The sequence below is a fragment of the Muricoccus roseus genome, assembly GCF_900141905.1.
Taxonomy (GTDB): domain Bacteria; phylum Pseudomonadota; class Alphaproteobacteria; order Acetobacterales; family Acetobacteraceae; genus Roseomonas; species Roseomonas rosea.
On the sequence record NZ_FQZF01000022.1, the window covers coordinates 79543 to 91339 of the forward strand.

General features: G+C 70.0%; 9 protein-coding genes. 5 read left to right on the plus strand and 4 right to left on the minus strand.

Annotation, left to right across the window (positions count from 1 at the left end; translation table 11 throughout):
• Positions 1–55: 55 nt before the first annotated feature.
• The 3 genes from tcuA (at position 56) to BUB97_RS17650 (ending at position 3472) form a co-directional block, all read left to right on the plus strand.
• Positions 56–1453, plus strand: a complete 1398-nt coding sequence (tcuA, locus tag BUB97_RS17640) for an FAD-dependent tricarballylate dehydrogenase TcuA (protein ID WP_073137145.1) — start codon at positions 56–58, stop codon at positions 1451–1453.
• The gene (gene tcuB, locus BUB97_RS17645; RefSeq protein WP_073137147.1) at positions 1440–2585 is read left to right on the plus strand and encodes a tricarballylate utilization 4Fe-4S protein TcuB; all 1146 of its coding nucleotides are present in this window, start codon (positions 1440–1442) and stop codon (positions 2583–2585) included. Before tcuA ends, tcuB begins: the two co-directional genes overlap by 14 nt.
• A gap of 95 nt (positions 2586–2680) precedes the next feature.
• Positions 2681–3472, plus strand: coding sequence for a class II aldolase/adducin family protein (locus BUB97_RS17650; protein ID WP_073137149.1), 792 nt, complete (start codon positions 2681–2683; stop codon positions 3470–3472).
• Between the two features lie 47 nt (positions 3473–3519).
• On the opposite strand, the gene BUB97_RS17655 is transcribed toward BUB97_RS17650, so the two are convergent.
• Complete coding sequence (locus BUB97_RS17655) at positions 3520–4485, minus strand: tripartite tricarboxylate transporter substrate binding protein (RefSeq protein WP_073137151.1); 966 nt, start codon at positions 4483–4485, stop codon at positions 3520–3522.
• Positions 4486–4621: 136 nt separating this feature from the next.
• Between BUB97_RS17655 and BUB97_RS17660 the strand changes: the two genes are divergently transcribed.
• Together BUB97_RS17660 and BUB97_RS17665 are read left to right on the plus strand one after the other, a co-directional pair.
• The gene (locus tag BUB97_RS17660) at positions 4622–5596 is read left to right on the plus strand and encodes a Bug family tripartite tricarboxylate transporter substrate binding protein (protein ID WP_073137153.1); all 975 of its coding nucleotides are present in this window, start codon (positions 4622–4624) and stop codon (positions 5594–5596) included.
• Between the two features lie 60 nt (positions 5597–5656).
• A complete protein-coding gene (locus BUB97_RS17665; protein ID WP_086062299.1) occupies positions 5657–6286 on the plus strand; it encodes an ABC transporter substrate-binding protein in 630 nt (209 codons plus the stop codon).
• A 7-nt stretch (positions 6287–6293) separates the two neighbouring features.
• On the opposite strand, the gene BUB97_RS17670 is transcribed toward BUB97_RS17665, so the two are convergent.
• From BUB97_RS17670 to dxs, 3 genes are all read right to left on the minus strand, one after another.
• Complete coding sequence (locus tag BUB97_RS17670) at positions 6294–7034, minus strand: MlaA family lipoprotein (protein ID WP_073137155.1); 741 nt, start codon at positions 7032–7034, stop codon at positions 6294–6296.
• Between the two features lie 91 nt (positions 7035–7125).
• A complete protein-coding gene (hpnN, locus tag BUB97_RS17675; protein WP_073137157.1) occupies positions 7126–9729 on the minus strand; it encodes a hopanoid transporter HpnN in 2604 nt (867 codons plus the stop codon).
• 124 nt (positions 9730–9853) lie between these two features.
• Positions 9854–11797, minus strand: coding sequence for a 1-deoxy-D-xylulose-5-phosphate synthase (gene dxs, locus BUB97_RS17680; protein ID WP_073137159.1), 1944 nt, complete (start codon positions 11795–11797; stop codon positions 9854–9856).

Sequence of the window (11797 nt, forward strand, 5' to 3'; positions counted from 1 at the left end):
AAACGCGCCCGGGAAGATCGTATCCGCCGGTATACAGCTCAGGGCGCAGCGGACGATGCCGGATTTCTCGCGGGTTTGGGACGTGCTGGTGATCGGCGGCGGCAATGCCGCCCTCTGCGCCGCCGTGACCGCCCGCATGGCCGGCTGCTCCGTCCTGCTGATCGAGCATGCGCCCAAGGCGTTCCGGGGCGGCAACAGCCGCCACACCCGCAACATGCGGACCATGCACACGGCCCCGACCTCAGTGCTGACCGAGGCCTATCTCGAGGATGAGTACTGGGACGACCTGCTGCGCGTGACGGGCGGGCAGACCGACGAGCACCTGGCGCGGATGACCATCCGGCTGACCCAGGAGGCGCTGCCCTTCATGGAGGGCTGCGGCGTGCGCTTCCAGCCCTCCCTCTCCGGCACTCTGAGCCTGAGCCGGACCAATGCCTTCTTCCTGGGCGGCGGAAAGGCGCTGGTGAATGCCTACTATGCCACGGCCGAGCGGCTGGGCATCGACATCCTGTACGACACCGAGGCCGTCGACCTGAAGATGGATGACGGCTTCGTCCGGGAGGTGGTGATCGACCATCGCGGCTTCCCCGAGACAGTCCGGGCGAAGACGGTCGTCGCCTCCTCCGGCGGCTTCCAGGCCGACCTGGAATGGCTGGAGCGCGGCTGGGGACCGGCCGCGCGGAACTTCCTCATCCGCGGCACGCCCTATGCGAAGGGCAAGGTGCTGAGGAACCTGCTGGACCAGGGCGTGGGGCAGGTGGGAGACCCGACCCAGTGCCATGCGGTGGCGATCGACGGGCGTGCGCCGAAATTCGACGGTGGCATCGTCACGCGGCTGGACTGCGTGCCCTTCTCCGTCGTCGTGAACAAGCATGGCGAGCGCTTCTATGATGAGGGCGAGGATGTCTGGCCCAAGCGCTACGCCATCTGGGGGCGGCTGGTGGCGCAGCAGCCGGACCAGGTGGCCTATGCCATCATCGACGTGAAGAGCGAGAAGCTGTTCATGCCGAGCGTCTTCCCCGCCATCAAGGCGGACACGGTGGGCGAGCTGGCGGCGAAGCTGGGGCTGGACCCCGCGGCGGTGGAGAAGACCGTCGCGGAGTTCAACGCGGCCTGCGTCCCGGGCGAGTTCAACTCCACCGGGCTGGACGGGTGCCGGACCGAGGGGCTCACGCCGCCGAAGACGCATTGGGCGCGGCCGATCACGGATGCGCCCTTCATCGGCTATCCGCTGCGGCCGGGCATTACCTTCACCTATCTCGGCGTGAAGGTGGACGAGAACGCGCGGGTGCTGATGGACGACGGCAAGCCGAGCGCGAACCTCTTCGCCTCGGGTGAGATCATGGCCGGCTCCATCCTGGGCAAGGGCTATCTGGCCGGCTTCGGGATGGCGATCGGCACCGTCTTCGGACGGATCGCAGGCAGGGAGGCCGCGAGGAATGCGCGAAACTGAGGCGACCACCGATGCCCGCCGCGCGATGGAGGTGTGCAACGCCTGCCGCTACTGCGAGGGCTATTGCGCGGTGTTCCCGGCGATGACCATGCGCCGGGAATTCACCACCGGCGACCTGAGCTACATCGCGAATCTCTGCCACAACTGCCGCGGCTGCTACTACGCGTGTCAGTACGCGCCGCCACATCCGTTCAACATCAACCTGCCGCAGGTCCTCGCCCAGGTTCGCTCCGAGACCTACGAGGAATATGCTTGGCCGGGGCCGCTGGCTGGGCTGTTCAAGCGCAACGGCACGGTGGTCTCGCTGGCCACGGTGGCGGTGATCACGCTGACGCTGATCCTGACCATGGCACTGGTCGACCCGCGCGTGCTGTGCCAGCCGCAGATCGGGCCGGGCGCCTTTTACCGCGTGATCCCCTGGTGGCTGATGGTGACGCTGGCCGGTGGCACCTTCCTCTTCTCCATCCTCGCGCTCATCATGGGGTTCCGCAATTTCTGGCGCGACACGGGCGGCAAGGCGGATGAGCTCACGCGACCCAAGCCACTGATGGTGGCGCTGCACGACATCCTCACGCTCAAGAATCTCGGTGGCGGTGGCGGGGGCTGCAACGACGTGGACGAGGGTTTCTCGCAGGTCCGGCGCCGCTTCCACCACTTCATGTTCTACGGCTTCCTGCTTTGCTTCGCCTCGACCACCACGGCGACCTTCTACGACCACATCATGGGCCATCCCGCGCCCTATCCCTTCTGGAGCCTGCCCGTGCAGCTCGGCACCTGGGGCGGCGTGGGGATGGTGATCGGCACGGCGGGGCTGATCTGGGTGAAGATCGTCTCCGACCCGGCGCCCGCCGCGCGGAACCTGCTGGGGGCGGATTACGCGCTGCTCGTGCTCCTGTTCCTGGCGGCCTTCACCGGGCTGCTTCTGCTGGGGCTGCGCGACACCGGGGCCATGGGCGTGCTGCTGGCCATTCATCTCGGCGTGATCTTCGCCCTGTTCCTCGTGGTGCCCTACAGCAAGATGGTGCACGGCGTTTACCGCTCCGCCGCGCTGCTGCGGCACGCGCTGGAGCGCCACCCGACCCCGCCGCCCGGGAACAAGCCATCGGATCGCGCGCTCGGCTCGGCGGCCTGAGGGGCGGAAAAGACTTGGCCCGGTGCGTCCGCCGGGCGGAACATGGCGGAAGCGGCGGAAAAGCCGCTCCGGGAAACGGCCCAGGAGGAACGACGATGCTCGAGAATGCCAGGAAGGTGCTTCGCATCAGCTCGATGCGAGAGCAGGTGACGCCGGCGGAGTGGCAGGCGCGGATCGATTGCGCGGCCTGCTACCGGCTTGTCGCGCATTACGGCATGGCGGACATGATGGCGAACCACATCTCCGTCCGCGTGCCGGGAGAGGAGGCCTTCCTCATCAACCCGTACGGCATGATGTATGAAGAGATGACGGCCTCCGCCCTCATCAAGGTGGATATCGACGGCAACATCCTGGGCAAGCCGGATTACGGGGACTTCGACTTCGGCATCAACCGCGCGGGCTACGTGATCCATTCCGCGATCCATGGCGCGAAACATGAGCTGGATTGCGTGATCCACACCCATACCTGGCCGGGGATGGCGATCTCCTCGCTGGAATGCGGGCTGCTGCCGATGACGCAGACGGCGATGCGCTTCGCCCGGATCAGCTACCACGAGTACGAGGGCGTGGTACTGAACACGGATGAGCAGACGCGGCTGATCGCCAATCTGGGCGACAACAACGCGATGATCCTGCGCAACCACGGGCTGCTGACGGTGGGGCGCACGGTGGGCGAGGCCTTCAACGCGCTGCACCGGCTGGAGCTGTCCTGCAAGGCGCAGATCGCGGCCATGTCCTGCAACACGCCGCTGCACCAGGTGCCGCAGGCGGTGCTGGACGCCACCTACCAGAACTATCAGCCGAATGTGCGCCGGCCCTATGGCGTGATGGAGTGGCCGGCGCTTCTGCGGATGCTGGACCGGCTCGATCCCAGCTACGCGGATTGATCTCCATGGCCAGGGGGCAGGGCGTGTGCCCCCTGGCCGGGGGGACGCTACTCGACCACGGCGCCGGAGACGCGGACCACTTCCGCCCAGCGCCTGATCTCGGAATCGATGTAGGCGGCGAATTCGGTGGGCGTATTGCCCACGGGGTCGGCACCCTGGTCGACCATCTGCTTCTCGATGTCAGGGCGCTTCAGGATCGCCGCCGTGTCGGCCGAAATTTTGCGCACGATGTCGGGCGGGGTATTCGCCGGCGCGGCCATCCCGAACCAGGAGGAGGCGTCGAAGCCGGGGAAGCCCAGCTCCGCCATCGCCGGCACGTCGGGCGCGGAGCGCGAGCGCTGCAGGCTGGATACCGCCATGGCGCGCAGCTTGCCCGCGCGGATCTGCTCGATGACGGAGGGGATGGTGGCGAACATGAAGTCGATGCGCCGGCTCAGGAGGTCGTTCAGCGCGACCGCGCCGCGATAGGGAACGTGGGTGGTCTGGATGCCGGCCATCTGGTCCATCAGCGCGCCCGAGAGATGCGAGGAGGTGCCGACGCCGGTCGAGCCGTAGGAGAGCGCGCCGGGCTTCTCCTTCGCCATCTGCACGAGCGCCTGGACGCTCCGCGCCGGGTGGTCCGGCACGACGACGAGGATGTTAGGCACGCCGGCCAGCAGCGTGACGGGGGCCAGGTCGCGCCGCGTGTCATAGGGCATGGTGCGGTAGAGCGACTGGTTGACCGCCAGCGGCCCCACCGAGCCGACGAGCAGCGTATAGCCATCGGGCGCGGAGCGGACGACGTACTCCGTGCCGATGTTCCCGCCCGCGCCGGGGCGATTCTCGATCACCACGGGCTGGCCCCAGCGCTCGGAAAGGTAGTTGCCGACGAGCCGCGCGATGATGTCCGTGGTGCCGCCCGCGGTGAAGGAGACCACGATGCGCACCGGCCGCTCGGGCCAGGCGGCCGCGCGCGCGCTTGCGGCAAGGGCGAGGGCTGGCGCTGCGAGCAGCAGGTTGCGGCGTGTCGTCATGGTGCTTCCTCCGGATTCCGCCGCGTTGACGCGGCGTCTTTCCGGCATCGTCGCAATGGCGTGCCGTGATGTGCAAGCCTCATATGCATTTTGATTCGTCCGGCCTGGATAGAGGGCCGGCGCAAGGGAGAGAACGATGAAGAGAGCAACTCGCCGAGGCCTGTTCGCAGCCTCCGGGGCGGTGCTGGCCATGCCCGCCCTCGCGCAGCGTGCCTGGCCGGACCGGCCGGTGACGCTGCTGGTGCCCTATGCGGCGGGCGGTTCCAACGATGTCGTGGCGCGGCTTCTGGCGCCGAAGCTGCAGGCCATTCTTGGCCAGTCCTTCGTGGTGGAGAATCGCACGGGCGCGGGCGGGTCGATCGGCACGGCGGCGGTGGCCCGCGGGGCAACCGACGGCACCCTCTTCCTCGTCTCCTCCGCCAGCAACCACGTGATGTACCCCATTGTCTCGCCCGGCTCGATCCCGGACCCGCGCGAGGCCTTTGCCGGCGTGTCGATGCTCGTGGACGTGCCGCTGGCGCTGACGGTCGCGAACCGCCTCGGCGTCAGCGACCTCAACGGCCTGCTCGCGCTGCTGAAGCGCGAGCCGGGCAAGCATTCCTTTGCCTCCTCCGGCGTCGGCGGCTCGCAGCATCTGGCGGGCGAGCTCTTCGCCATGAAGGCGGGCGTCGAGATCGTGCATGTGCCCTATCGCGGGGGCGGCCCGGCGCTGAACGACCTGGTGGCGGGGCAGGTCTCGCTGGCCTTCCTGAACCTCCCCACCGCCCTGCCCCAGGGCGAGGCGGGGACGGTGAAGATCCTCGCCGTGGCCGGGGAACGCCGCTCGGCGCTGAAGCCCGACATCCCCACCGTGGCGGAGGCCGGGGTTCCGGGCTTCGGCGTGCGCTCCTGGACCGCGCTCTTCGCCCCGCGGGCGACGCCGCCCGAGATCGTGACCCGGATGAGCGCGGCGGTGCGGGAGTGCCTCACGGACCCGGCCACCAAGGCACGGCTGGCGGAGCTGGGCACCGAAGCCGAGCCCTCCGCGCCGGCGGAGCTGGATCGCTTCGTGCGCGAGGAGTTCGACCTCTGGACCCCCGTGATCCGCGCCGCGAAGGTCACGGCGCAATAGGGAAGGGGCTCTCGGCCTTGGCAGGGGCGCACGCTTGCGGCCTGTGCTAAGGCACGGGGCATGGATCAGCACCCCTCCATGCCCCTCTCCTCGCGCCGGCTTTTGCTCGGCCTCGCAGCCGCCTTGGCGGCCCCGCGTGTCGCTTTCGCCCAGGCCGGTCCGTCACAGGTGGTCGAGCGCTTCCATGCCGCGCTGATTGAGCTGATGCGCAACGCGCGCCAGCTCGGTGTGCGCGGACGCTTCGACCGGCTGCGGCCTGAGATGGACGCCGCCTTCGACCTCGCGGCGATGACCCGCATTGCCGTCGGCCCGCCCTGGTCCCGCATGACGCCCGAGCAGCAGCAGGCGCTCGTGCAGGCCTTCTCCGAATGGTCGATCGCGACCTACGCCAACCGGTTCAACGGCTATTCCGGCGAGAGCTTCACCACCTCCGGCGAAACGGTGCTGCAAAACGGCGACGGGATGGTCCGGACCTCGCTCAACCGAGCGAACGATGCGCCGGTGCAGCTGAACTACCTCATGCGCAACACGGCGAATGGCGGCTGGCGGATCGTCGACGTCTATCTGACCGGCACGATCAGCGAGCTGGCCTCGCGCCGGTCGGAATTCGCGACCATCCTGCAGCAGGGCGGCGCGGACCGCCTGGCCAGCGAGCTGCGGCGGCAGACGGCCGAGTTGCTGCGGGGCTGAGCCGCCCCTACTGGGCGCCCGGATCCTCGAGCACGTCGAGCCGGTCGCCCCCATCGTCCACGCGGCCCAGTTCCGCGTTGCGGCGCTGCTGCCACACGCTGCGCAGGCGGGCATAGAAGTCCAGTGAGCCGCTGCGCAGCGCGTCCAGCCCCTCGATGTTCTGCTCGCGCAGGTCCACGCCGTCCACGACGCTGCGCGCGATGTTTCCCTCGAAGGGCAGCAGCCAGCCGATCGGGTTGATGAAGCCGTCGGCCACCAGCCCCACCGTGTCCCGCGTGTTGGAGGGGCCGGCCAGGGGGAGCATGAGGTAGGCGCCGTCCTCCACCCCCCAGGCATGCAGGGTCTGGCCGAAATCGCCGGTGCGGCGGGCGATGCCGAAATCCGTCGCCACGTCGAACAACCCGCCCAGCCCGACGGTGGAGTTGAAGAAGAACCGCATCGTCGTGTGGCCGGCATCGAGGAAGCGGCCCTGGAGGAGGTTGTTCGCCAGAACCCGCGGCTCGGAGATGTTGTCGAGCGCGTTCCGGATGCCTCGGCGGGCGAATTCCGGCACCACCTCGCGGTAGCCGAGGGCGACGGGCCGCAGCACGGCGTCGTCCACGGCGAGGTTGGCGTCCAGGATGTCCCGGTTCACCGACTCCAGCGGGTCCCCAGGCGTGGCGGCGGCCTCGCCATCGGCCCCGCGTGTGGCGCAGGCGCCGAGGGAGAGGGTGAGGGCGAGGAGAAGCGGGAGACTGCGGCAGGGCATGATGGCAGCATAATGGCCGGCGCGGCGCGGAACAGCCTTTCTTTGACGCACGACCCTGTGAAAGGAACGCCGGGTGGCGGCCCCGCGGACGTCAGAGCGTCGCGGGCCGCTTCGGGGGCTCGGCCAGCAGGGCGGGGCGGAAGATCAGCGTGACGACCAGCTCCCAGCCGAGGGAGATCATCAGCAGCCGGCCCATGCTGGCGGTTCCGGGGTGGTTGGAGAGCCAGAGCGCGCCGAAGGCCGTGGCCGTCGTCAGGGCGCTGAAGACGACGGCGCGGGTGAGGCTGGATTGCAGCAGGTCGTGCTCCCCCGCCCGCCAAGCCACCACGAAGTAGATGTTGAAGGCCACCCCCATTCCGAAGAGCAGTGGCAGGGCGATGATATTAGCGAAGTTCAGGGGCAGGTCGAGCGCGGCGCAGGTGGCGAGGGTGAGCAGCCCGCTCAGCAGCACCGGCAGCATGGCGAGCGTCACGTCATGGGCACGCCGCAGCACGAGGGCGAGCAGCAGGATGACCGCGGCGGCGGAAAGTACGCCGGCCTGGAGGAAGGCGGTGACGATGCTGTGGCCCGCGGCCTGGATGGAGATCGGCACGCCCACCGCCTCCGGCACCACCGCCTGGACGGCGGCGGAGAAGCGGCGGAGCACCGCGTTGTCGTTGGGGTCGCCCTGCGGATAGGCCTCCAGCCGGACGCGGCCATCCCGGGCCGTCCAGTCGGCCACCAGCTCGGGCGGCAAGTCGGCGCGGGTGACGGGGCCGGCGGAGAGCAGGGCGCGGGTCTGGCCGAGCAGCGTGCGGAGAGGGGCGATAACGGCCTCGGAGGCGGCGGCGCGCTGCGCGGGCGTGCCTGCCGCCAGGCGGTCCAGCGCATCGGCCAGCCGGCGTGCGGCGGCCTCGTCCTCACCCGTGCCGGTGGCCGCCTGGCGCAGGGCGGCCGCCGTTCCGGAGAGGCTGCGGACCAGTTCGGCATCCGTCGGCGGCGGGGCGGGCTGCACGGCTTCCAGCGTCGGGCCGATCAGCATGGCGGCGTCCTGCACCAGGGCCAGCTTCTCCTCCTGCCGCGCGGGGATGAAGCTGTTGAGCGAGACGGTGCGCGATACCTCGGGCAATGCCTCCAGCCGTCGCGCCAGCGCATCCGCTTCGGCGGGGGAGGGAAGGAGGATGCTGATGGTGTTCGGGGTCCGGTCCGGATCCGCCATCAGATCCGCCATGGTGGACATGGATTCCACCGTCGGGCTGCGGAGGTGCAGCGGATTGAAGTCGAAGCGCACCAGCGGAAGCAGGGCGATGGAGCCGACGGCAGCCAGAGCCGCGGCGAGGAGGACGCCGCGCCGGTACCGGTGCAGGGCGTGTTCGACGGGCGCGAGGGCTGCATAGCCGAATTCGGCGCGTCCGCCGGCCCGCGGGCGCATCAGCATGAGCATGGCCGGCAGCAGCGTCACGCTCAGCAGGAAGGCGACGCCCATGCCCAGCCCCGCGATCACCCCGAGCTCCGCCACGCCGATATAGCTGGTGGGCAGGAAGGCGAAGAACCCGGCCGCGATCGCCGCCGCGGCAAGGGCGAGGGAACGCCCGACGCCCCGGCCGGCCGTGGCCAGTGCCTCGCGGAGATCCGGGTGCACCGTCCGCTCCGCCAGGCAGCGCACGCTGAACTGGATGCTGAAGTCGATCCCCAGCCCAACGAAAAGCGGGATGAAGGCAACGGAAATGAGGTTGAAGCGGCCGGTGGCCAGCAGGCCGAGCCCGGCGGTGACGATCAGGCCGAGGATGGTGGTGGCCAGGATGGCCAGCACGAAGCGGATGGAGCGCACCGCCATCCAGAGGATGCCCACCAGGGCGAGGACCATGGCGCCGGTGACGAGGCCGGCATCCTCGGCGAGGCTCGCGAATTCCTCGTCCGCCAGGGGCACGGGGCCGGTCAGGCGCAGCGTCACGCCATGCGCGGGGTCGAGGTTCAGTTGCCGCGCGGTGTCCCGGATGGCGGCGCTGCCCGCGGTGCCGGGCTGGAGCGCGCGGTAATCCATGACGGGCTGGACGAGGACGAAGCGCCTTGTCTCGCGCGGGCCCGGGGAGGTGCCGCTGATCAGCGCGCGCCAGGAGAAAAAGGCGGGGCGGCCTGCCAGAACGGCCTCGAAGCTGGTGGCCAGGGCGGTGGCGGCCGGGGCGATGTCGTGCAGCCCGGCCTGGCCGCGCGCGATCCCCTCTAGCACCGTGGACAGGCTGCCGAGCACGCCGCGCAGGCTGGGGTCGGCGGCGAGCGGGCCGAGGAAGGGCTGGGCGCGGATCAGCTGCTCGGTGGTAGCCTGGACCTCCTCCAGCGGGAGGAGAAGCAGGCCGTTGCGGTCGAAGAAGGGGCCGCCATCGGGCCGGCGGACGCTGCGGAACAGGCCCGGCTTCTCCCGCAGGGCCGCGGTGAGGCTCGCGGCGGCGGATTCGGCGATCTCCGGCGTGGCGCCGTCGATCACCGCGACGATCAGGTCCTCCTGCTGGGGGAAGGCGGCGTCATAGGCGATCTCGCGCTGGCGCCATTCCAGATCCGTCGAGATCAGCTCGGCGGTGTCCGTGGTCATGGCGAAGTGCCGGCTGGTGTAGAGCAGCGCCGCCAGGGAGAGGGCGAGGCCGAGCAGCAGAACCAGCCAGGGGCGGGCGGCGCTGAAGGCGACGAGGCGGCCGATGAGCGAGGTTCGGGTGGTCACGGCGGCGCCTCACGCTGGAGTCGGGCCCCCGGGGCGCGCCCGGGCGGCGAACCCGGCCCGGATACACGCTCGGCGTGAAGGACGCCACGATGGTGGCGCTGTTCCGCCCGCTCGAATGCCTACTTCACGCCCTCGCGGGTTGAGTGGAGGCGTCCTGTCCGAGAGCGTTGCGTGCGGCTTGTGCGATCTGGGGGGCGTTGAGCCCGGCGAGGTCGTACTGCTTTTTGGGCGTCTCGTGGTCGATATAGATATCCGGCAGGACCAGCGGCCGGAAGCGCAATCCGCCATCGAGCAGCCCGGCATGGGCGAGGTGCTGGGCGACGAGGGACCCGAAGCCGCCGACCGAGCCCTCCTCGACGGTGAGCAGGACGCTGTGGTTGCGGGCCAGTCGCTCGAGCAGATCGGTATCCAGCGGCTTGGCGAAGCGCGCATCGGCCACCGTGCAGGAGAGGCCCTGGGCGGCGAGCTCGTCGGCGGCCCGCAGCGCCTCGGCCAGCCGGGTGCCGTAGGAGAGGATGGCGATGCTGTTCCCCTCGCGCAGCACGCGGCCCTTGCCGATGGGCAGGGGCGTGCCGCGGGCCGGCAGCTCGAGGCCGGTGCCCTCGCCGCGGGGGTAGCGGAAGGCGATCGGGCCGCTGTCATGGGCGGCGGCGGTCGCCACCATATGCACCAGCTCCACCTCGTCGGCGGCCGCCATGAGGGTCATGTTCGGAATGCAGCCGAGATAGGCGATGTCATAGGCCCCGGCATGGGTCGCGCCATCGGCGCCCACCAGCCCGGCCCGGTCCATCGCAAAGCGCACGGGCAGGTTCTGCAGCGCCACGTCATGCACCAGCTGGTCATAGGCGCGCTGGAGGAAGGTCGAGTAGATGGCGACGAAGGGCCGGAGCCCCTCGGTGGCCATGCCGGCCGCAAACGTCACCGCGTGCTGCTCGGCGATGCCCACGTCGAAGCTCCGGCGGGGGAACTTGCGCTCGAAGGCGTCCAGCCCCGTGCCGCCGGGCATGGCGGCGGTGATGGCCACGATGCGCGGGTCCGCCTCGGCCTCGGCCATCAGGGCCTGGGCGAAGACCTTGGTGTAGGAGGGCGGGCCGGGCGGGGCCTTGGCCTGCTCGCCGGTGACGACGTTGAACTTGACCACGCCGTGGTACTTGTCGTCGCTCGCCTCGGCCGGCGCGTAGCCCTTGCCCTTTTGCGTGACCACATGGAGCAGGATGGGCCCGCTCTCCTCGGCATCGCGCAGGTTGCGCAGCACGGGCAGCAGGTGGTCCAGGTCGTGCCCGTCGATCGGCCCGACATAGTAGAAGCCCATCTCCTCGAAGAGGGTGCCGCCCGTGAGCATGCCGCGGGCATATTCGTCCGCCCGCTTGGCGGCCTGGGCCAGCGGGCGGGGGAAGCGCCGGGCCATGCGGCCCATCACCTCTCGGATGGACAGGAAGGGGCGGGACGAGATCAGCCGCGACAGATAGGCCGACATGGCGCCCACGGGGCGGGCGATGGACATGTCGTTGTCGTTGAGGATGACGATGAGGCGGGACTTGATCGCGCCCGCGTTGTTCATCGCCTCATAGGCCATGCCGGCCGACATGGCGCCGTCGCCGATGACCGCGATCACCGCCTGCTCGGGCCCCTGGCCCAGCCCCTGCGCGCCCAGCAGGTCGCGCGCGACCGCCATGCCGAGCCCGGCCGAGATGGAGGTGGAGGAATGCGCCGCCCCGAACGGGTCGTACTCGCTCTCGCTGCGGCGGGTGAAGCCGGACAGCCCGCCCCCCTGGCGCAGCGTGCGGATCCGGTCCCGCCGCCCGGTCAGGATCTTGTGCGGATAGGCCTGGTGCCCGACATCCCAGATCAGCCGGTCCCGCGGCGTCTCGAAGATGGCGTGCAACGCCACCGTCAGCTCCACCACCCCAAGGCTCGCACCCAGATGCCCGCCCGTGGTCGAGACCGCGTGAACCGTCTCGGCACGAACCTCCTCCGCCAACTGCTTCAACTGCTCGGGCGAGAAGTTCCGGAGATCGGACGGCACACGTACCCGGTCGAGGAGCGGCGTCACAGGCGGGGGGGACAT